The 19,849-nt window shown below is 68.3% G+C and carries 20 protein-coding genes; 6 read left to right on the top strand and 14 right to left on the bottom strand.

Features of this window, described 5'->3' with window-relative positions; translation table 11 throughout:
* Positions 1–146 precede the first annotated feature (146 nt).
* Entirely contained in the window at positions 147–1,916 is a 1,770-nt protein-coding gene (locus tag BST15_RS07690; protein ID WP_234708203.1) for an ABC transporter ATP-binding protein, read from the bottom strand.
* Positions 1,913–3,625, bottom strand: coding sequence for an ABC transporter ATP-binding protein (locus BST15_RS07685; protein ID WP_083070892.1), 1,713 nt, complete (start codon positions 3,623–3,625; stop codon positions 1,913–1,915). The genes BST15_RS07690 and BST15_RS07685 overlap by 4 nt, the downstream gene beginning before the upstream one ends.
* Before the next feature lie 201 nt (positions 3,626–3,826).
* Here BST15_RS07685 and BST15_RS07680 point away from each other — a divergent pair, with 201 nt between their 5' ends.
* Positions 3,827–4,528, top strand: a complete 702-nt coding sequence (locus BST15_RS07680) for a response regulator transcription factor (protein ID WP_046188127.1) — start codon at positions 3,827–3,829, stop codon at positions 4,526–4,528.
* Positions 4,529–4,545: 17 nt separating this feature from the next.
* Positions 4,546–5,880: a HAMP domain-containing sensor histidine kinase gene (locus BST15_RS07675; protein WP_046188126.1), complete on the top strand. Its 1,335-nt coding sequence runs from the start codon at positions 4,546–4,548 to the stop codon at positions 5,878–5,880.
* Between the two features lie 10 nt (positions 5,881–5,890).
* Here BST15_RS07675 and arfC read toward each other — a convergent pair whose 3' ends face one another.
* From arfC to pdxH, 8 genes are all read right to left on the bottom strand, one after another.
* Positions 5,891–6,625, bottom strand: a complete 735-nt coding sequence (arfC, locus tag BST15_RS22575) for a channel accessory protein ArfC, sunset domain variant (protein WP_234708204.1) — start codon at positions 6,623–6,625, stop codon at positions 5,891–5,893.
* Positions 6,625–6,777 (bottom strand): channel accessory protein ArfB, encoded by a 153-nt coding sequence (gene arfB / locus BST15_RS22055; protein WP_046188103.1) that lies wholly within the window; start codon positions 6,775–6,777, stop codon positions 6,625–6,627. Before arfB ends, arfC begins: the two co-directional genes overlap by 1 nt.
* 12 nt (positions 6,778–6,789) lie before the next feature.
* Entirely contained in the window at positions 6,790–7,887 is a 1,098-nt protein-coding gene (gene arfA, locus BST15_RS07660) for a channel-forming protein ArfA/OmpATb (RefSeq protein WP_442928567.1), read from the bottom strand.
* A 109-nt stretch (positions 7,888–7,996) separates the two neighbouring features.
* The gene (arfA, locus tag BST15_RS07655) at positions 7,997–8,461 is read right to left on the bottom strand and encodes a channel-forming protein ArfA/OmpATb (RefSeq protein ID WP_046188102.1); all 465 of its coding nucleotides are present in this window, start codon (positions 8,459–8,461) and stop codon (positions 7,997–7,999) included.
* Positions 8,462–8,830, bottom strand: coding sequence for an FKBP-type peptidyl-prolyl cis-trans isomerase (locus BST15_RS07650; protein WP_046188101.1), 369 nt, complete (start codon positions 8,828–8,830; stop codon positions 8,462–8,464). It abuts the gene before it with no gap.
* Between the two features lie 5 nt (positions 8,831–8,835).
* On the bottom strand, positions 8,836–10,134 hold the full coding sequence (locus BST15_RS07645; protein WP_046188100.1) for a citrate synthase: 1,299 nt from the start codon (positions 10,132–10,134) through the stop codon (positions 8,836–8,838).
* 88 nt (positions 10,135–10,222) lie between these two features.
* A complete protein-coding gene (locus BST15_RS07640) occupies positions 10,223–11,515 on the bottom strand; it encodes an MFS transporter (protein WP_046188099.1) in 1,293 nt (430 codons plus the stop codon).
* A gap of 16 nt (positions 11,516–11,531) precedes the next feature.
* Complete coding sequence (gene pdxH, locus BST15_RS07635) at positions 11,532–12,191, bottom strand: pyridoxamine 5'-phosphate oxidase (RefSeq protein WP_264002299.1); 660 nt, start codon at positions 12,189–12,191, stop codon at positions 11,532–11,534.
* 85 nt (positions 12,192–12,276) lie between these two features.
* Here pdxH and BST15_RS07630 point away from each other — a divergent pair, with 85 nt between their 5' ends.
* Entirely contained in the window at positions 12,277–13,392 is a 1,116-nt protein-coding gene (locus BST15_RS07630; protein WP_046188097.1) for a citrate synthase 2, read from the top strand.
* A 93-nt stretch (positions 13,393–13,485) separates the two neighbouring features.
* On the opposite strand, the gene BST15_RS07625 is transcribed toward BST15_RS07630, so the two are convergent.
* Together BST15_RS07625 and BST15_RS07620 are read right to left on the bottom strand one after the other, a co-directional pair.
* Positions 13,486–15,177: an FAD-dependent oxidoreductase gene (locus BST15_RS07625; RefSeq protein WP_046188096.1), complete on the bottom strand. Its 1,692-nt coding sequence runs from the start codon at positions 15,175–15,177 to the stop codon at positions 13,486–13,488.
* Between the two features lie 14 nt (positions 15,178–15,191).
* Complete coding sequence (locus BST15_RS07620) at positions 15,192–16,235, bottom strand: AurF N-oxygenase family protein (RefSeq protein ID WP_046188095.1); 1,044 nt, start codon at positions 16,233–16,235, stop codon at positions 15,192–15,194.
* A 184-nt stretch (positions 16,236–16,419) separates the two neighbouring features.
* On the opposite strand from BST15_RS07620, the gene serC reads away from it, so the two are divergent.
* Together serC and sepH are read left to right on the top strand one after the other, a co-directional pair.
* The gene (gene serC, locus BST15_RS07615) at positions 16,420–17,538 is read left to right on the top strand and encodes a phosphoserine transaminase (RefSeq protein WP_046188094.1); all 1,119 of its coding nucleotides are present in this window, start codon (positions 16,420–16,422) and stop codon (positions 17,536–17,538) included.
* Between the two features lie 125 nt (positions 17,539–17,663).
* Complete coding sequence (gene sepH, locus BST15_RS07610; RefSeq protein WP_046188093.1) at positions 17,664–18,440, top strand: septation protein SepH; 777 nt, start codon at positions 17,664–17,666, stop codon at positions 18,438–18,440.
* On the opposite strand, the gene BST15_RS07605 is transcribed toward sepH, so the two are convergent.
* Positions 18,431–18,706: a DUF2537 domain-containing protein gene (locus tag BST15_RS07605; RefSeq protein WP_046188092.1), complete on the bottom strand. Its 276-nt coding sequence runs from the start codon at positions 18,704–18,706 to the stop codon at positions 18,431–18,433. The genes sepH and BST15_RS07605 overlap by 10 nt on opposite strands.
* Positions 18,703–19,536, bottom strand: coding sequence for a TrmH family RNA methyltransferase (locus tag BST15_RS07600; RefSeq protein WP_046188091.1), 834 nt, complete (start codon positions 19,534–19,536; stop codon positions 18,703–18,705). Before BST15_RS07600 ends, BST15_RS07605 begins: the two co-directional genes overlap by 4 nt.
* Positions 19,537–19,575: 39 nt before the next feature.
* Here BST15_RS07600 and BST15_RS07595 point away from each other — a divergent pair, with 39 nt between their 5' ends.
* Complete coding sequence (locus BST15_RS07595; protein WP_046188090.1) at positions 19,576–19,833, top strand: DUF2530 domain-containing protein; 258 nt, start codon at positions 19,576–19,578, stop codon at positions 19,831–19,833.
* The last annotated feature ends 16 nt before the right edge of the window (positions 19,834–19,849 follow it).

Here is a 19,849-nt window from a genome sequence, read left to right as displayed (position 1 = left end):
GAGACGATCACGGGGGAAAGCGTAAGTGCACAGTGAGCTGCCAGAAACCTTTGTTTGCAAGATCTTTGCAGTCGACCTGCTGATTTCCGCACGTCGTTGATTAAAATTCGCCTGGATTTAACTCCGGCGGGCCCGCCGTGGAGCGTTCAGGCCAGCGAACGCAGCCATGCGTCGTGCAATGCCGCGTAGTGCCCCTCGGCCCGGATCAACTCCGCGGGCGGCCCATCTTCGACGATCTGCCCGCCCTCGATCACCAGGACCCGATCGGCGATCTCGACCGTCGAGAGCCGGTGGGCGATCACCAGTGCGGTCCGATCGGCCAGCACGCTGCGCAACGCCTTCTGCACCATCCGCTCACCGGGAATGTCCAACGAGGATGTCGCCTCGTCCAGGATCAGCACGGCCGGATCCGCGAGCAACGCGCGCGCGAACGCGATCAGCTGACGCTGCCCGGCCGAGAGCCGCCCGCCGCGCTTGGCGACGTCGGTGTCGTAGCCGTCCGGCAGCGCGGCGATGAACCCGTCGGCGCCCACCCGAGCAGCCGCGCCAACCACCTCGGCGTCGGTCGCGCTCGGCCGGCCGAAACGGATGTTGTCGGCCACCGTCCCGCTGAACAGAAAGTTCTCCTGCGTGACCATCACCACGTGCTGACGCAACACGGCCTGGGTGAGCGCGCGCAGGTCCACACCGTCGAGGTTCACCGACCCTGACACCGGGTCGTAGAACCGGGCTATCAATTTGGCGATCGTGGACTTGCCTGCGCCGGTGCTGCCCACCAGCGCCACGGTCTGGCCGGCCGGGATGTGCAGGGACAACCCGGACAACACCGACTGGCCGTCCCGATAACCGAAATGCACTTCCCGCAAGGCGATCTCACCGTGAACCTCGCCCGCGGCCGGCACGGACTTCGGGGCGGGCGGGTCGGTGACGGCGGGAGTTTCGGCCAGTACCCCGGCCAGTTTCTCCAGCGCCGAGGTGGCCGAGGAGAAGATGTTGAGGAACTGGCTGATGTCCTGCATCGGGTCGAAGAACATCCGCAGGTACAGCAGGAATGCCGTAAATGTTCCGATAGTCATGTGGCCCTGTAAGACTCGCCATCCGCCGTACAGCAGCACCACACCGGTCGTGAGGTTGCCGACCAGTTTCACTCCGGGGCTGAAGATGGCGATCAACTTGAACGCCTTCTCGTTCACCACGCGGTAGCGGTCGGCGACGCGGGCGAAGATCTGCTGGTTGCGGGCTTGCCGTCGATAGGCCTGCACCGCCTTGATTCCAGTCATGGTCTCGGTGAACTGCACGATCACCTGCGCCGCGTGCTCACGGACCGCGGTGTAGGTCTTGGCCGACTCGGCCTGGAACCACCGCAGCAGCACGACCAGAGCCGGAAAGGCCGTCAGGCACATCAGCCCCAGCCGCCAGTCCAGCACGATCAACAGCACCGCGGTGCCGGCCATGGTCAGCGCCGAGCCGACCAGCCCATCGAATCCGGACAGCAGCATCTCTTGTATGGCATCGACGTCATTGGTCAACCTGCTGACCACCCGGCCGGAGGTGTAGCGCTCGTGAAACTGCACGTCCAGCTGCTGGAAATGCCGGAACACCCGTCGCCGCAGCTCCAGCAACACCCGCTGGCCGATCCTGCCCGACCACTGCAGAAACAGCATTCGGGTACCGGACTGCATCAGCACGACGACCACCAGGGCGCCCACGATGACGCCCAGCTGGCGGACAGAGCCGTCCGCGGCGATCGGCGGGATGCCCCGGTCGATACCGCGCTGCGCCAGCAGCGGCACCGCCAGCCGGGCAGCGTTCTCCGCGATGACCACCACCGCCAGCACCAGAACCGCCCCGCGGTAGGGGCGCAGCAATGACCACAGCAGGGCCCGTGCCGCGGCCCGGCCCGGCTGCGCCGTCACCGTCGCACCCAGTCGACGAGGTGCTCGGCGCCGTCGTCGAGCTCGTCATCGGCGGCCAGCAGATTGCGGTACCGCGGCATCGTGGCCAACAGCTCGGTGTGGGTGCCGACCGCGGTGATGGTGCCGTCCTCGATGAGCGCCACCCGGTCGGCCAGCGCCACCGTGGAGGCCCGGTTGGCCACCACCAACGCGGTGATGGGCGCGGCTTCGTCCCGCAGCACCCGCCGTAGCGCCGCGGTGACCGCGGCTTCGGTGTGCACATCCAACGCCGACAGCGTGTCGTCGAGAACCAGTATCGTCGGCGCTGCCACCAGCGCCCGGGCCAGCGAAAGTCGTTGTCGCTGTCCACCTGACAGGCTCATCCCCTGTTCACCGATCCGGGTGTCCAGCCCGGCCGGCAGGTCATAGACGAAGTTCGCCGACGCGACATCCAGGGCGCGAGCCAGATCCATGTCGTCGGCGTCGGGCCGCCCCAACCGCAGGTTCTCGGCCACCGACATCGAGAACAGGGTGGGGTCGTCGAAGGCGGTGACGACCGCCGAGCGCAACGCCGTCAGCGTCAGCGAGCGGATGTCGCGCCCGCCGATCAGGATCTGGCCCGCGCTGACGTCGTAGAGCCGCGACACAAGCATCGCCAGCACAGACTTTCCGGACCCGGTGGCGCCTACCAGGGCGACCGTCTCACCGGGCTCGACGGTGAGGTTGACCCCGCGCAACACCCACGGGGCGTCCGGCCCGGCGGCGGTGAAACGGAACCCGACCTCCCGCAGCTCCAGCCGGCCCGAGGGAGGCAGCGGATCCGCGCCGTCGGTGATCTCGACGGGGGCGCGGAAGATCTCGGTGATCCGGTCGGCGGCGGTCATCGCCTCCTGGGTGGCCGACAACAGGAAGCCCAGCGCCGAGAGCGGCCAGATCAGCGACAGCATCAAGGTGACGAAGGCGACCAGGGTGCCCAGTGTGACCAGGTGGTGGCCCGCGGCATAGGCACCGCCGGCCACCACCAGGATCAAGGTGAAGTTCGGGATCACCTCCAGCAGCGTCCAGAACTTCGACGACACCACCACTTTGTCGACGCCGAGGTCGCGCAGGGCCCTGGCCTGTTGGTCGAAGCGGGCGAACACGTAGTCCTCGCGCCCGAACGCCTTGATGGTGCGCAGGCCCGCCGCGGATTCCTCAACCTGCGTGGCCACCTGGCCGGCCTGGTCCTGCGCCTGCCGCGACAGCAGGGTGTACTGACGCTGAAAATGCTGCACCGCCAGCATGACCGGGATCAACGACAGGCACACCACCACACCGAGCGGCCAGTACAGCACCACCAGAATGGTCGAGACCGCGATGATCTGCAGTGCGTTGAGCACCAGGAACACCGCCACGAAGGACAGGAAGCGCCGGACGGCGGCCAAGTCGTTCATGATCCGCGACAGCAGCTGACCGGATTGCCAGCGGCCGTGGAACGTCAACGGCAGGATCTGGAGCCGGGCGTAGAGGTCTTTGCGGATATCGGCCTCCACGCCCATGGTGCCGTAAGCGATCAGCCAGCGTCGCACGAACCACAGGACCGCCTCCAGCACCCCGAGCGCGGTGGCCGCCGCGCCCAGCGCCCACAGGGCGGGCTGATCACGGTGCGCCACGGGACCGTCGATGACGGCCTTGGTCATCAGTGGGATGACCACGGTGACCCCCAGGCTGAGCACGGCGACCGTCACCATCGTGATCCACCGCGCCCGATACGGGCGCAGGTACGGCAGCAAGCTGCGCAGGGCGGAAGCCGAATTCACGCAGTCGACCCTAGATCGATGGCGCCGACCCGCGGCGCCCGACTTCGTCGCGCTTGCGGTCGCCGCGAGATCGATGGCGCCGACCCGCGGCGTATCCCGCGCTTGGCGACCACGTTCAGGCAAAATGGCGCCATGGACAACGCAGCAGCATCGCCCCGGGTATTGGTGGTCGACGACGACGCCGACGTACTCGCCTCCCTGGAACGCGGACTGCGGCTGTCCGGCTTCGAGGTCGCGACCGCGGCCGACGGCGCCGAGGCGCTGCGCAGCGCCAAGGAATCCCGCCCCGACGCCATCGTGCTCGACATCAACATGCCGGTGCTCGACGGCGTCAGCGTGGTGACGGCGCTGCGAGCGATGGGCGACGACGTGCCGGTGTGCGTTCTGTCGGCCCGCAGCTCAGTCGATGACCGGGTCGCCGGGCTGGAGGCCGGAGCAGACGATTACCTGGTCAAGCCGTTCGTGCTGGCCGAGTTGGTGGCCAGGGTGCGGGCCATGCTGCGGCGGCGGGGCTCGGCGGCCAGTACCTCTTCGGAGACCATCACGGTGGGCCCCCTTGAGGTGGACATCCCGGGGCGCCGCGCCCGGGTCAAGGGTGTCGATGTGGACCTGACCAAGCGCGAGTTCGACCTGCTGGCCGTGCTCGCCGAGCACAAGACCGCGGTGTTGTCCCGCGCGCAACTCCTCGAGCTGGTCTGGGGTTACGACTTCGCCGCCGACACCAACGTCGTCGATGTGTTCATCGGCTATCTGCGACGCAAGCTCGAGGCCGGTGGCGCGCCGCGGTTGCTGCACACCGTGCGCGGAGTCGGTTTCGTCCTGCGAACACAGTGAGACCCAGCATGAACGTGATGAAGCTGCTGCGACGTATCTTCGCCCGGACACCGTCCCTGCGGACCCGGGTGATGCTGGCGACCGCGATCGGGACCGCGATCGTGACGGTGATCATCGGTGCCATCGTCTGGGTGGGCATCACCAACGACCGCAAGTATTGGCTGGACCGCCGCCTCGATGAGGCGGCAGGTCTCACGGTCCCGCTGATCGGCCTGGGTGAACTGCCCCGATCGGCGGGCCCCACCGACGCGGTGATCACGCTGCGGCGCGCCAACCAAGTGACATCGAACTCCACCGTGGTGCTGCCCGAGCTGGAGCCGGGTTACGCCGACACCGAGATCAACGGCGTGCTCTACCGGGTGCGTACCGTCGACATCCCGGGTCCGGGGCCACGGTCGCTGGCCGTCGGCGCCACCTACGACGCCACCCTCGCCGACACCAACAACCTGCATCGCAGGGTGCTGCTGCTGTGTACCGCCGCGATCGGGGCGGCCGCGTTGCTGGGCTGGCTGCTGACGGCATTCGCGGTGCGGCCACTGCGACGGCTGGCGCAACAGGCCCGATCGATCGACGCCGGCGACGAACAGCCCGAGATCGAGGTGCGCGGCGCCACCGAAGCCGTAGAGATCGCCGAAGCGATGCGTGGCATGTTGCAGAGGATCTGGAAGGAGCGCGACCGGACCCAGGAGGCACTGGCGTCGGCCCGGGATTTCGCCGCGGTCTCCTCGCATGAGCTGCGCACTCCGCTCACCGCGATGCGCACCAACCTGGAGGTGCTGACCACCCTGGACCTGCCCGACGACCAGCGCAAAGAAGTGCTCAACGACGTCGTACGCACCCAGACCCGGATCGAGGCGACCCTGTCCGCCCTGGAACGCCTGGCGCAGGGCGAACTGTCCACCTCCGACGATCATGTGCCGGTCGACATCACCGATCTGCTCGACCGGGCCGCCCACGATGCGATGCGGGTCTTCCCCGATCTCACGGTCTCGCTGGTGCCGTCGCCGACCTGCATCATCGTCGGGCTGCCCGCCGGACTGCGGCTGGCCGTGGACAACGCGATCGCCAACGCCGTCAAGCACGGTGGGGCCACACAGGTGCAGTTGTCCGCGGTCACCTCGCGAGACGGTGTGGAGATCGCCGTCGACGACAACGGCGGAGGCATCCCCGAGGAAGAGCGCCGTATCGTCTTCGAGCGCTTCTCCCGTGGATCCACCGCGTCACATTCGGGATCCGGGCTGGGGCTGGCACTGGTAGCTCAGCAAGCCGGATTGCACGGCGGCACAGCGACTTTGCAGGACAGTCCACTGGGCGGAGTACGCCTGTTACTGCAGCTGCCGCCCCCGCACTGAGCGGTACGCGTCACTTCTTCTTGTCGCGCCAGCTGTCCCACCGCGCGAAACCGGCTGCCGCGGCGGTCTGTTCGTCTTTGAACCACACCTCGGCGACTGTCGCGTCGTAGGCGGGGCTCTCCGGCGCGTGGTAGAGCATCGAGTCCTCGTTGCCTTTGACCGTCCAACCCACCGGGCCGCTGCCACCGGGCCCCGCCGTGGTCGATCCGGGACCGTAGGGACCCGGCGGCACCTCCTCGACCTCGCCGACCAGGTTGGCGGCACCGCCCAGGCCCCGAGCGGCCTTGCCCTTGTCCCAACGGGTGAATCCGGCGGCCTGCGCAGCGCTTTCCTCGGCGAACCACACTTCGGCGATCGTCTGGCCGTACCAGGGGCTGTCGGTGGTGTGGTAGAGCATCGAGTCCTCGTTGCCCTTGATCGTCCAGCCGGTCGGGCCCACGCCCCCGGCGCCCGCGCGCGCAGAACCCACGCCGTAGGGCGCGCCGCCGACCGCCATCTGGGTGGTCTCGGCCTCCGACGGAAGGGTTCCGCCGGCGGGTTTGGCGGTCGCCCGGGGGTCGGTGGCTGTGCCGGGAGCCGGGATCGGGGCGGTGGGTGCGCTCGCCGCGGCGCCGGCCGCATCGGCGGCGCCCCACGGCGCGGCGACGGGCACCTCGCGCTTGACCCGCCGAATCATGAAGGCAAAGGTCAACAACAGCCCCAACAGGAACGACAGGCCCATCAACCAGCAATTGGCGCCGTGCATCAGTGGGCTCCTCTCTCACGCGACCCGGGGAGGGACGCGATGGCCTCTTCCTCACTGGTGCGGCGAATCGACACGAGGGTGAGCAACCAGGCGACCGCCGAGCCCACCGCGAAGGCCAGCAGATACCACAGCCAGTGCATGACGAAATCCATTGCAGAGCCTCCTTAGCTCACGGTGATCGCGACGCGACGGTTCTGGGCGCGACCATCCGGTGTCGCGTTGCTGGCGACCGGGTCGGCCGATCCGAATCCCTTGGACGTGACGCTGCCGGCGGGAACACCCTGGGCCACCAGGAAGTCGGCCACCGATTTGGCCCGGGCGGAGCTCAGCGGCACATTGACACGGTCGTTGCCGGTGTTGTCGGTGTAGCCGTTGACCGCGATGCGGGCGCTGTTGCACCCCTTCACCTTCTGCGCCACCTTGGTCAGTTGCGCTTTGGTGCTCGCCGACAGGGTGTAGCCGTTGGTGACGAACCTGACCGGTGTGCTCATCACTGCGGTGATGTCGGCCTGCAGGTTGGCACAGTCACCGGCCGGGCTCGGTGACGGCGCCTGTCCCGGCGCCGTGGTTGAGGGCGACGGACTCCGCGACGGAGTCGGGCTGGGGGTGGGAGTGGGACTGGGAGTCGGGGCGGGCGTCGGACTGGGCGCCGGGGTCCCGGTTGGGCTCGGCGCCTGAGCTTCGTTCGTGGAAACCTCGATGTTGTTGAGCAGCTTGAGGTTTGGCCATGCCGCCTTGGCGGCGGCCTCGATGGCGGACTTGATCGCGCCTGAAGCCGCGGTCCCCATCAACGTGACGGTGTCGTCGACGATCTTGAATTTGAAGTCCGGCAGGGACGCCGCGGCCTTGAACACCGCCGCCAGGCCGGACAGATCCGGCGCGGTGACGCCGGGCTTGATGGTGACATTGTCGACCAGGGAAACGCCGCCGCCGAATACGCCCTTGAGCATGTCGAGCAGTCGGGTTCGGGTCGCGATATCGGGCAGATCGCCGTTGACGGTGACGACGTTGCCGTTACGCAGAATCGACAGCGGCGCAAACGACAGCGCCGGCAGTGTGACGCTCGGTGCCGACACCGACGGCGCGCTGACGTCCGGAGCACCGACATCGAGTTTGCCGCCGCCGGGCAGACCGTAGCCGATCAGTGCCAGCAGCAGCGGAATTGCGGCCAAGGCCAACAGCCATCCGGCGCCGGGCGGCCTGCGGTAGAACCGCGAGACCTTTCGCCAACCAGTCACAGTGCGATTTTCTGAGCCTGGCATGGATCCTCCTCGAAGACCGAAAACACCGGCGAGTCCAGAGACATCGCGAGTGTAGGAGCATCCACAAGTTAACGCGGGCAATTAGTCGATTTTGGTGGACTATCTCCCGCTATCGCTCGGTCACGAGCGCGTTGACGATATGCGCCCGCGCCCAGGCGGCCTCGGCCGCGGTCTGCACGGCGTCCGCCTGGTCGGCCTTCGCCGCGGTACCGGTGAGTGTCACCGTGTCGCCGTCGGCGTCCAGCCGGAAGTCGGCGATTCCCGCGGCCGCCTCGAACACCGGGGCCGCGTCGGTGAAGTCGACTGTCACGACCCCCGGCGCCACATCGAGCCTGTCCACCACCGTGAGGTCGTCGCTCGAGCCCAGCACCGCGTCCACCAGTGCTCTTTTAGCCAGCGGATCTGCGACGCCACCTGTCAGCGTGACCTCGTTGCCTGCCCGGATCACCGAGACCGGGCCCGGTGTGGCCAGGGCCGACGGCGGGGCGGGCCGATGCAGGCGTTCGACCATGCCGTAACCGATCGCCACCAGCAACGCCGTTCCCAGCGCCGCCGCGATCAGTCGGGCACGCACTCAGCGGGTGCCGAGCAGATCGATCACAAAGACCAGGGTCTTGCCGGCGAGCTGGTGCCCGGTTCCGGCGGGACCGTAGGCCAGCTCCGGCGGAATTGTCAGCTGGCGCCGACCGCCCACCTTCATGCCGGGGATGCCGTCCTGCCAACCGGCGATCAGCCCGTCGAGCGGAAACTCCAGTGACTCGCCACGGTTCCACGAGCTGTCGAACTCCGCGCCGGTCTCGTAGTCGACACCGAGGTAGTGCACGTTGACCAGCGCCCCGGGGGTGGCGGCGGCGCCCTCCCCGACGACGATGTCCTCGATGACCAGCTCCGCGGGCGCGGGGCCGGAGGGAACGGTGATCTGCGGCTTGGCTGAATTCGTCATCGCGGTTACCGGCCGCCGATGCCGACGTAGTCGCGCTCGGTGTAGCCGGTGTAGATCTGACGGGGCCGGCCGATCTTGCTGTCGCCCTCGTCGTGCATCTCGCGCCAGTGCGCGATCCAGCCGGGCAGCCGGCCCAGCGCGAACAGCACGGTGAACATCTGGGCCGGGAAGCCGATCGCCCGGTAGATCAGGCCGGTGTAGAAGTCGACGTTCGGGTAGAGCTTGCGCTCGACGAAGTAGTCGTCGGTCAGCGCCGCCTCTTCGAGGTCCTTGGCGATGTTGAGCAGCTCGTCGTCGCCGCCGAGCTTGCCGAGGATCTTGTCGGCCTGCTCCTTGACGATGCGTGCCCGCGGGTCGTAGTTCTTGTAGACCCGGTGACCGAAGCCCATCAGCTTGACGCCGTCTTCGCGGTTCTTGACCTTGCGTACGAAGTCGGTGACGTTGCCGCCCTGCTGGTCGCGGATCTGCTCGAGCATCTCCAGCACCGCCTGGTTGGCGCCACCGTGCAGCGGGCCCCACAGCGCGTTGATGCCGCCGGAGATCGAGGTGAACAGGTTGGCCCGCGAGGAGCCCACCAGCCGCACGGTCGATGTGGAGCAGTTCTGCTCGTGGTCCGCGTGCAGGATGAACAGCATGTCCAGGGCCCGGACCACCTCGGGGTCGACCTCGTAGGGCTCGGCAGGCAGGCCGAAGGTCATCCGCAGGAAGTTCTCGACCAGGCTCAGCGAGTTGTCCGGGTACAGGAACGGCTGGCCGGCCGACTTCTTGTAGGCGTACGCCGCGATGGTGGGCAGCTTGCCCAGCAACCGAATGGTCGACAGCTCCACCTGGTCGTTGTCGGAGGGGTCCAGCGAGTCCTGGTAGTAGGCACTCAAGGCGTTGACCACGCTGGACAGCACCGGCATCGGGTGAGCGTTGCGGGGGAAGCCGTCGAAGAACCGCTTCAGGTCCTCGTGCAGCATCGTGTGCCGCTGGATGCGCCGGGTGAACTCCGCCAGCTGATCGGTGGTGGGCAGTTCGCCGTAGATCAGCAGGTAGCTGACCTCGATGAAGGTCGACTTCTCGGCCAGCTGCTCGATCGGGTAGCCGCGGTAGCGCAGGATGCCGGCGTCCCCGTCGATGTAGGTGATGGCGCTCTTGACCGGCGAGGTATTCGCGTAGCCGTTGTCGAACGTGGTGTACCCGGTCTTGGCGAGCAGCGAACCGATGGCCAGGGCGTCAGACCCCTCGGTCGCGTGCACGATCGGCAGTTCTAGCTCGCCGCCCGGATACCGGAGACTGGCGGTTTCGTCGGTTGCGGCCACGAGGAACCCCTTTGCGCTATTCGGCTGACCGGATTGGGCGTGTATAGGAAAAGGTAGTCGGTTCCGGGCGGGCGCGCCCGCCCGGGGCCTATCGGTCATCCGACGGCGGTGGTCGCCGGACCTCGACGGGCCGCCGATAGCGCAGGAATGCGGGTGCCGCCAGGGCTGCCAGCACCACGCCCACCACCACCAGAACCCCGCCGCCGGCCGCTGCCGCGGCGGTCCCGACCACGGCCCCGGCGGCACCGTGCACGGCGTCGGCAAGCCGAGGCCCGCCTGCGACGACCACGATGAACACGCCCTGCAGCCGGCCACGGATCTCATCGGAGGCGACCTGCTGCAGGATCGTCGAGCGGAACGCGGCCGACACCATGTCGGCGGCGCCGCCGACCGCCAGCATCGCCAGGGCCGCCCACAGCGCCGGACCGGCATGCCCGCCACCACGAGACACCGCGTACCCGAACCCGACCATGGCCATGCCCCAGATCGAGATGGCCACCACAATGGCCAAGCCCTGGCGCGAGATCCGCGGCAGCCAGCCCGAGAACACCCCGCCGAGCACCGCGCCCGCCGACATGGCCGCAGCCAACAGCGCGATGGTGGTGCCGCCCTCGACCGGCCCGCCGAAGTCGGCGGTGGCGATCTGCGGGAACAGCGCGCGCGGCATGCCCAAAACCATCGCGATCAGGTCCACCACGAAGGACATCAGCACCACGGTGTTGCCGGCCAGGTAGCGGAACCCGTCCAGAACGGCGGCGATCCCGAAGCGCGACGGGCCGGCCGCATCGCTGGGCGGCATGGGTGAGAGTCGCAGCGTCGCCCAGATCGGCACCAGACACGTCGCCGCGTCGATCAGATACAGCGTGGACAGGTCGACCCAGCCGAGCAACAGCCCGGCAAGCAGCGGTCCGACGATCGCTCCGAACTGCATCACGGTCATGTTCAGCGCGTTGGCCGCCGGCAGATCACCGGCGGCCACCAGCCGGGGAATCGCCGCCGACCGGGTGGGCGCGTTGACCGCATAGAAGCCCTGCTGCAGGGCCAGCAGGCCCAGGACGATCCACACATTGTTCAGTCCGGCCGCTGCCTGCATCCACAGCAGCACCGAGGCCACCGCCAGCCCGCCGGAGGCGATGATCAGCAGCTTGCGTCGGTCCATCGCGTCAGCCCAGGCGCCACCGAGCAGACCGAATACCACCAGCGGCACCAGTGCGAACAGCCCTGCCAGCCCGACGTATGCCGAACTTCGGGTCAGCGCGTAGATCTGTACCGGAACCGCGAAGATCGTCAGGTTCGCCCCGATGACGGTGGGAATCCCGGCAACCCAGAGCCGACGGAAGTCAGGGCTGCGCAGCGGAGTGGTGTCGGCGAAAACTCTCACGCGCGCCGCACCGCCGTCACGGCTGCAGACGCTCCACCCGCCCGCCGGTCACGCGAATCCGGTTATGCAACCGGCCTTCCCGGCCCTGCCAGAACTCCACCACTTCCGGGGCGATCCGATAGCCGCGCCAGTTCGCCGGCGCGGGGATCGACTCGGCGCCGGCGAATCGCGCCGTCACGGCGTCCAGCTGCGCCAGCAGCGCGGCCCGCGACGCGATCGGCTGCGACTGCTGCGAGGCGCAGAAACCCAACTGCGACGCCCTCGGGCGGTGCCCCCAGTACTGCGCGCTGACCGACTCGTCGAGCTGGACGACCGGCCCGCGGATGTGGACTTGGCGGCCCAGCTGATACCAGGGAAAGGTCGCCGAGGCGTATGGCGTCGCGGCCAGCTCGGCCGCCTTGGCGGAGTCGGAGTCGGTGAAGAACGTCACACCGTGCTCGTCGAGGTTCTTGCACAGCACCGAGCGGCTGACGGGACGTCCGGCGTCGACGGTCGCCAGCACCATGGCATTGGGCTCGGCGATACCGGCGCGCGCGGCGTCGCCGATCCAGTTGCGCAGCAAAACCTCCCAGCCCGCCTCGAGCCAGTCTGAGTCGAGGTCGCCGCTGTTGTCCTTCTCCTGGTATTCCACTCGCATCGCCGCCAAATGCTCGTTGTCGGGGCCCGTCCTGTGCACCGCATAACGCTACGCCCCAGCACACTGCGGCCCGTGTTACCGGCCGGTAGTAACGACTGGGCGCCGGGGTGAAAGAATCTCGGTTATGACTGCTGCGGTACCGGAGAACTTCGTCGCCGGCTTGGAAGGCACGGTGGCCTTCACCACCGAGATCGCCGAACCGGACAAGGACGGCGGTGCGTTGCGCTACCGCGGCGTCGACATCGAGGACCTGGCCGGCAAGGTCGGCTTCGGCGACGTCTGGGCCCTGCTGGTCGACGGCGACTTCGACCGTCCGCTGGCGCCCGCCGACGCGCTGGAGCTGCCGGTGCGCACCGGGGACGTGCGGGTCGACGCCCAGGCCGGGGTGGCGATGCTGGCTCCGCAGTGGGGATTTGAGCCGTTGTTGGACACCGACGACGCCACCGCCCGTGACCAGTTGGCGCGCGCGTCGGTGATGGTGCTGTCCTATGTCGCTCAGTCGGCCCGGGGTCAGGCACCGGCGGTATCCCAGCAGAGCATCGACAAGTGCGCCACCACCACCGAGCGGTTCATGACCCGCTGGCGCGGTGAGCCCGACCCGCGCCACACCGAAGCCATCGACGCCTACTGGGTGTCAGCGGCCGAGCACGGAATGAACGCCTCGACCTTCACCGCCCGGGTGATCGCCTCCACCGGCGCCGACGTCGGCGCGGCGCTGTCGGGCGCGATCGGTGCCATGAGCGGCCCGCTGCACGGCGGCGCCCCGGCCCGGGTGATTCCGATGATCGCCGAGGCGGAGCGCACCGGTGATGCGCGCGCGGTGGTCAAGGGCATTCTGGACCGGCGCGAGAAGCTGATGGGCTTTGGGCACCGGGTGTACCGCGCCGAGGACCCGCGCGCCCGGGTGCTGCGGGCCACCGCCAAGCGTTTGGACGCCCCCCGGTTCGAGGTGGCCGCGGCGCTGGAACAGGCGGCGCTAGCCGAGCTGCGGGAACGTCGCCCGGACCGGGCGATCGAGACCAACGTGGAGTTCTGGGCCGCAGTGATCCTGGACTTCGCCGAGGTGCCCCCGGCGATGATGCCGGCGATGTTCACCTGCGGCCGCACCGCCGGCTGGTCCGCCCACATCATGGAACAGAAGCGGCTGGGCAAGTTGGTACGCCCGTCGGCGATCTATGTCGGACCCGGACCGCGCAGCGCAGCGGCCGTGGCGGGCTGGGACCGGATCGCCGGCGCCTGACCCGACGGCGACTGCGCCGAACGTGTCATCAGCGCGAGATGCACCCCGTTTTTTCGATCTGAGCGCACGCTCGGCGGTGTCCGAGTCGATGGTTCAGCTGCGCCGCAGTGCGCCCAGCATGTTCTGCAGCAGCGGCAGGTCGGAATGATCCTTGACCTCGTCGAGCATGTCGGCCACCCGGGTGAACTTCACCCGCGGCCGGTCCTGCGCCGCACCGCGGGCGATTTCGGCCTTGTCGATGATCTTCCAGCCCGCGGCGTCGATCACATCCGGCTGCTGGGCGTGCACCATCCGGGCCACCGCCCGCGGCCCGGCGACGGGCTCGGTCAGCAGCCCAGCGTTGTAGTCGGCGGCCAGGGTCTGAATCGTCTTGAGCGAGTCCGACTTGTTGGAGCCGATGAAGCCGTTGGTACCGCGCTTGATCCAGCCCGAGACGTAGGCCCCCGGAACCCGTTGCCCGGTCTGCGGGTCGATGACGCGGCCGCCCTTGTTCGGGACGACCCCGGCGTTGTCGTCGAACGGCAGGTCAGCGATCGGCGTTCCGTGGTAACCGATTGAGGACAGCACCATGCCGGCGTCGATTCGCTGCACCTGATCGGTGCCGGTGACGGTGAATTCAATGGCGGAACAACGCTGTTCGCCGATAACTCGCGCCGGGGTGAGTTCGTAGGCGAAGCGGATCCGAGGCCGGGTGATCGGCGCCGAGGCATCACCGAGCTTGGTCAGGATCTCCAGCTTCTGCCGGGTTAGGTTGTCTTTGACCGTCGCCAGATCCTCGCGAACCCGAGCATGGTCTTGCGCGTCCAGCACCACCTCAGCGGTCTGAGTCAGCCCCACCAGTTCGGGCAGTGTGAAGGCCGAGGAGGCCGGGCCGCGGCGGGCGACGATCACCACTTCGGACACGGCCGAGCCACGCAGGGCCGCCAGGGCATAGTCGGCGATGTCGGTATGGGCCAGCCGGTCCGGGTCCGCGGTCAGGATGCGAGCCACATCGAGGGCCACGTTGCCGTTGCCCACGATCACCACCCGCTCGTGACTGAGATCGACTGGCAGACTGGTGAACTCGGGATGCCCGTTGTACCAGCCGACGATCTCGGTTGCGGTGCCCGTTCCGGCCAGGCCCATCCCGTCGATCTCGAGGCGCCGGTCATGCAGCGCACCAGAGGCATAGAGCACGGCGTGGTGGTGCTGCAGCAGGTCTGCGTGGCTCACGTGCCGGCCGACCTCGACGTTGAGGAAGAACTGGAAACCCCGACGCCAGGAGATCTCGTCGAACAGCCGGGTGGCCAGCTTGGTGCGCTGGTGGTCCGGAGCGACGCCGGCTCGCACCAGACCATAAGGGGTGGGCAGTTTCTCGAACATGTTCACCAGCACGCCCTGCTGGGTCAGCAGCTCGTCGGCGGCGTACATGGCCGCCGGACCGGAGCCGACGATCGCCACGGTCAGCGGGTATTTGCCACGTTGGTGCAGTTCCGCGGCCGGCAGGACGGGCGCCAGCTTGGAGGTCGGTGGCAGCTTCACCCCTGCGGGACGTTCCGGATAGAACGACCGGTTGATCTCCACGAACGGCAACTGTTCGGTGATCACCTTGGTGTGCGGGACGATCGCATCGACCGGGCAGGCTCGCACGCAGGCGCCGCAGTCCACGCACGCGTCGGGATCGATATAGAGCATCTCCGATGTGGCGAAGTCGGGCTCGTCCGGCGTGGGGTGAATGCAGTTGACCGGGCAGGCGAACACACACGACGCGTCGTTACAACACGCCTGGGTAATAACGTGCGGCATGAACCGGAGCGCCGCTACGCGACCGAGGCCGTGGCCACCGGCGCGAGGTGCGCACGCTGCGGCTGGCTGCGGAACCGGGACGGTGCGCCGTGGATCCGGCAGATCCGCCACACCAGCTTGGCCACGGAGTTCATCAGGCCGGTGTCGTGGCAGAGCATGCGGACGTCGCCGAACATGTCCTGCAGCATCTGGCGAGCCTCCGCCGAGCGGAAGAAGATGTCCTTGCGGACCTCGCGCGGAATGTTGAACTCGGTCCAGAATGCCTTGGGCGGCACCACGATCGCCGAGCACAGGATCCGCATGACGATCGGCACATACAGCGACAGCCAGAACCGCTTGCGGCGTGGCAGTGCGGGAATGCGCTTGTGCAGGTATTCGTGCGCGAACGAGATGTGTCGCGCCTCCTCGGCCACGTGGATGGCCATCACCCGCTCCATGATGGGGTGCAGGTCCTTGCCTTCGCGCAGGATGGCCTTCTGAATGTGGTCGATGGGCTCCTCACCGGCCAGGATGCCGAACCAGAACGGAATGGGCAGCGGCCCGGCGACCAGCGGGATGAACGGCTGGACCCATTTGAGCAACCGGGGCATGCCGGGAACGTCGGCGCCGATGTGGTTGACCATCTCCTGGAACATCATGGTGTGGTTGCACTCTTCGACCGCCTCGTGCAGGCAGTAGCGGTATTCCGGTGAGCCGTTGGGCACCCAGAACGCGTATTCCATCAGGCCGCGGATCAGGATGGATTCGAAGTGCAGCCCGACCTTGGCGACGTTGGCCTGGCGCCACATCCCGATCTTGATCTGAACGTCTTGCGGCTGGGACTGGTACCACCAGTGCCGACCGATCGGGTCGGTGCCCGGCAGGATCCAGCGCGGGTCGTTGTCGGTGACCTTGAACTCGGGGCTGTCCCAGTCGATGTCGGTGTAGGGATTGAAGTTCCGGCGCACCGATCCTTCCGACAACGTGTTGAGGATCTCGACGTACTTGGCGTCGTCGGTCACGTCCATGTTGGCTCGCCAGCGGCGCACGATTCGCGTTCGAGCTGCTTTCTGGGCCATTGGAACCTCCACCAGTCGGTTTACATTTACCAGGGCTATGTACAACGGTACCGCAGGTACTGGTTACCCGTCCAGGCTCGAAATCAACACTGTGGGCGTGACATGTGTCGAGTCCGCGGCGTGATCCACGCCACAATAAACCTGCCCTGCCGACTCCCGCCGACGGCTGTCTACGCTAGAGCCCATGGCTGAGCAGCTGACAATCCCGGACACCATCAAGCCCGCCGACGGACGGTTCGGCTGCGGGCCTTCGAAGGTCCGCCCTGAACAGCTGAATGCGCTGGTCACGACGGCGGCGCCACTGTTCGGCACCTCCCACCGCCAGGCGCCGGTCAAGGACCTGGTGGGCCGGGTGCGCTCCGGGCTGCGTGAACTGTTCTCCGTCCCCGACGGCTACGAAGTAGTCCTGGGCAACGGCGGGTCCACGGCCTTCTGGGACGCGGCGGCCTTCGGGCTGGTCGACAAGCGGTCCCTGCACCTGACCTACGGCGAATTCAGTGCGAAGTTCGCCTCGGCGGTGGCCAAGAACCCCTTCGTGGGCGATCCGATCATCATCAAGGCCGACGCGGGCAGCGCGCCCGAGCCGCAGTCCGACCCGTCGGTCGACGTGATCGCCTGGGCCCACAACGAGACGTCGACGGGGGTGGCCGTGCCCGTGCGCCGGCCCGCCGACGCCGGCGAATCCCTCATCGTGATCGACGCGACGTCCGGAGCCGGCGGCCTGCCCGTCGACATCACCGAGGTCGACGCCTACTACTTCGCGCCGCAGAAGAACTTCGCCTCCGACGGCGGGCTGTGGCTGGCCATCATGAGCCCGGCCGCTCTCGCCCGCGTCGAAGCGATCGCCGCGTCGGGCCGTTGGGTGCCGGAATTCCTGTCGCTGCCGATCGCCGTGGACAACAGCACCAAGAACCAGACCTACAACACCCCGGCGATCGCCACCCTGGTGCTGCTGGCCGAGCAGCTGGACTGGATGCTGGGCAACGGCGGGTTGGACTGGGCGGTCAAGCGCACCGCGGACTCCTCGCAGCGACTGTATTCGTGGGCCGAGGAGCGCTCCTTCACCACGCCATTCGTCGCCGACCCGGCACTGCGCTCGCAGGTCGTGGGCACCATCGACTTCGTCGACGAGGTGGACGCCGCAGCGGTGGCCAAGGTGCTTCGGGCCAACGGCATCGTCGACACCGAGCCCTACCGCAAGCTGGGCCGCAACCAGCTGCGGGTGGCGATGTTCCCGGCCGTGGAGCCCGACGACGTCAGCGCCCTGACCCAGTGCGTCGATTGGGTCGTCGAGCGCCTCTGAGCTCTGACATCCGCACCCGGTCCCGGCTTCGTGATCGGATCGTTATAACGCCCGCGTGTCACGGCTGATCGGGCTGTTCACTGGACTACAGTCCGAACGTAACCGGGCGTTCGCAAGGAGAAGTCATGCGGGAACTGAGGGCCATTGGCCTCGACGTCGACGGCAAGCACGTCATCTGCGAAAGCACGGGCGAGGACGAGGAACACACCCAGATGTTCCGGGTCCGCATCGACGACCGCTTGCGTGGCGCCGTCCGCGGTGAGGGCACTCGCGTCGGCCAGAGTTCGGCCGACATGAGCTTGAGCATGCTGCGCCCCAGGGACATCCAGGCGCGGATCCGCGCCGGGGCATCGGTGGAGCAGGTGGCTGCCGCCGCCGGTGTCGACGTCTCCCGGGTGGAACGATTCGCTCACCCGGTGCTGCTGGAGCGCTCGCGGGCCGCGGAGTTGGCGGCCGCCGCCCACCCGGTGCTCTCCGACGGTCCGGCCGTGCCGACGCTGCTGGAGGTCGTCACCTCCGCACTGCTGTCGCGGGGACTGAGCGCCGACAGCAGCAGCTGGGACGCGTGGCGCAATGACGACGGGCGCTGGACGGTGCAGCTGGCCTGGAAGGCCGGGCGCTCGGACAACGTCGCCCACTTCCGGTTCACTCCCGGCGCACACGGCGGGACGGTGACCGCCGTCGACGACGCGGCCATGGAGTTGATCGACCCGGCATTCGACCGTTCGCTGCGGCCGGTCGCCCTGGTCGCCGAACTGGACTTCGAGGAGCCGGCCACCCCCGCACCGGTCGAGGAGGAGCCGGTCCAGCAGCGCCCCGGGACTCGGGTCCGGCGCAGCAAGCCCCCGGTACCGGGGTGGGAGGACGTCCTGCTCGGGGTGCGTTCGACCGGTCAGCGCTGAGCGACCAGCACCGCCAGCACCAGCCACGCGCCGGCCACGCCCAGGCCGGCACCCAGGGCCAGCCACCGCAGCACCGGAGTCCGCCGCCAGCCCCACACCGTGGGGGCCAGCCCGCCCACCGCAAGCAGATTGAGCACCACGGCCACCGCCGGGTGAACCCGCAACAGCCCCAGAGTCAGTACTGCGATCGCGGTCCCGGTCACCGCCGCGGTGAACCCCGCCACGGTCAACCCGGTCCCCCACGGCGTACGGGGGGCGGACGTCATTCCGGCAGCCTAATGCGCTCGTAGAACGCCAATGCGGCCGCGGTTGCGACGTTGAGCGAGTCGGTTCCCCGCGACATCGGGATCCGCACCCGCATGTCACTGGCGCGCATCGCCTGCTCCGACAGGCCCGGCCCCTCCGCACCGACCAACACCGCCAGCGGCTCGTCACGCACCGTCGCCACGGCGCTGGACAAGAGCTCGGCACGCGGGTCCGGCGTCATCGCCAACAGCCGGAAACCCCGCTCGCGCAGCATCACCAAATCCCCCGGCCAGTTCACCGATCGGGCGAACGGCACCAACAGGGCGTGCCCCATCGAGACGCGAACCGAACGCCGGTACAGCGGGTCGGCGCAGCCGGAACCGAAGACCACCGCGTCCACACCCAGCCCGGCGCCGTTGCGAAAGATCGACCCCAGGTTCTCGTGGTCGTTGACGCCCTCGAGCACCGCGATGGTCCGCGCCCCCGCCACCAGCTCAGCCACCGTGGGCTCCGGTACCCGCGACGCGGCGGCCAGCACTCCCCGGTTGAGATGGAACCCCACCACCTGGGCCATCACCTCCGCCGACACCCGGTAATACGGCACGTCCGGGGCATCAGGGCTGGTCAGGTCCGGCATCAGCTCGGTCAGCCGGCGATCGGTGCCCAACAGCGCCCGCGGGCGGAAACGCGACGCCAGCATCCGCTGCGCCACCAGCACCCCTTCGGCGATCACCAAGCCCTTACCGGTGGGCAGGTCCGGGCGCCGGTCAATGCTGTTCAGGTCGCGAAAGTCGTCGAGGCGGCAATCGTTGGGGTCGGCGATATCGACGACATCGACAACCCTGGCCACTGCGGGGACTCTACCGGCGAGGCGCTAACGTCAACGGCGATGACCCCTGCGCCCGCTCCCGAGCCTCCCCCGCTGCCGACCGGCCTGCTGCGGGCCTGGCCCGTGATCGGTGTCGGCGCATTCGGCTTCAGCTGCGCCACCATCGCCGCATTCACGGTGCCCGCGCTGGAAGGGTGGCGGCCGGTGAGCCTGGCCGGCCTGGCGACGGGCATGGTGGGCACCTCGGTCTTTCTGTGGCAGCGCGCGGCGGCGCGCCGCGGGGCCCGTGGTGCCCAAACCGGACTGGAACACGAATAAAGTTGCGAACCGAGAA

Source organism: Mycolicibacter arupensis (genome assembly GCF_002086515.1).
GTDB classification, from domain to species: Bacteria; Actinomycetota; Actinomycetes; order Mycobacteriales; family Mycobacteriaceae; genus Mycobacterium; species Mycobacterium arupense.
Note: the sequence above shows the minus strand (reverse complement) of the source record. Positions and strands in the feature narration are given on the sequence as shown.

Coding starts and splice junctions, on each gene's coding strand:
- BST15_RS07685 (WP_083070892.1), bottom strand. CDS start 3,625: ATGGTGACGGTCGCCGTGCTCAGCCTGGGGGTCACCGTGGTCATCCCA.
- BST15_RS07680 (WP_046188127.1), top strand. CDS start 3,827: ATGGACAACGCAGCAGCATCGCCCCGGGTATTGGTGGTCGACGACGAC.
- BST15_RS07675 (WP_046188126.1), top strand. CDS start 4,546: ATGAAGCTGCTGCGACGTATCTTCGCCCGGACACCGTCCCTGCGGACC.
- arfC (WP_234708204.1), bottom strand. CDS start 6,625: ATGCACGGCGCCAATTGCTGGTTGATGGGCCTGTCGTTCCTGTTGGGG.
- arfB (WP_046188103.1), bottom strand. CDS start 6,777: ATGGATTTCGTCATGCACTGGCTGTGGTATCTGCTGGCCTTCGCGGTG.
- arfA (WP_442928567.1), bottom strand. CDS start 7,887: ATGCCAGGCTCAGAAAATCGCACTGTGACTGGTTGGCGAAAGGTCTCG.
- BST15_RS07650 (WP_046188101.1), bottom strand. CDS start 8,830: ATGACGAATTCAGCCAAGCCGCAGATCACCGTTCCCTCCGGCCCCGCG.
- BST15_RS07630 (WP_046188097.1), top strand. CDS start 12,277: ATGACTGCTGCGGTACCGGAGAACTTCGTCGCCGGCTTGGAAGGCACG.
- BST15_RS07625 (WP_046188096.1), bottom strand. CDS start 15,177: ATGCCGCACGTTATTACCCAGGCGTGTTGTAACGACGCGTCGTGTGTG.
- BST15_RS07620 (WP_046188095.1), bottom strand. CDS start 16,235: ATGGCCCAGAAAGCAGCTCGAACGCGAATCGTGCGCCGCTGGCGAGCC.
- serC (WP_046188094.1), top strand. CDS start 16,420: ATGGCTGAGCAGCTGACAATCCCGGACACCATCAAGCCCGCCGACGGA.
- sepH (WP_046188093.1), top strand. CDS start 17,664: ATGCGGGAACTGAGGGCCATTGGCCTCGACGTCGACGGCAAGCACGTC.
- BST15_RS07605 (WP_046188092.1), bottom strand. CDS start 18,706: ATGACGTCCGCCCCCCGTACGCCGTGGGGGACCGGGTTGACCGTGGCG.
- BST15_RS07595 (WP_046188090.1), top strand. CDS start 19,576: ATGACCCCTGCGCCCGCTCCCGAGCCTCCCCCGCTGCCGACCGGCCTG.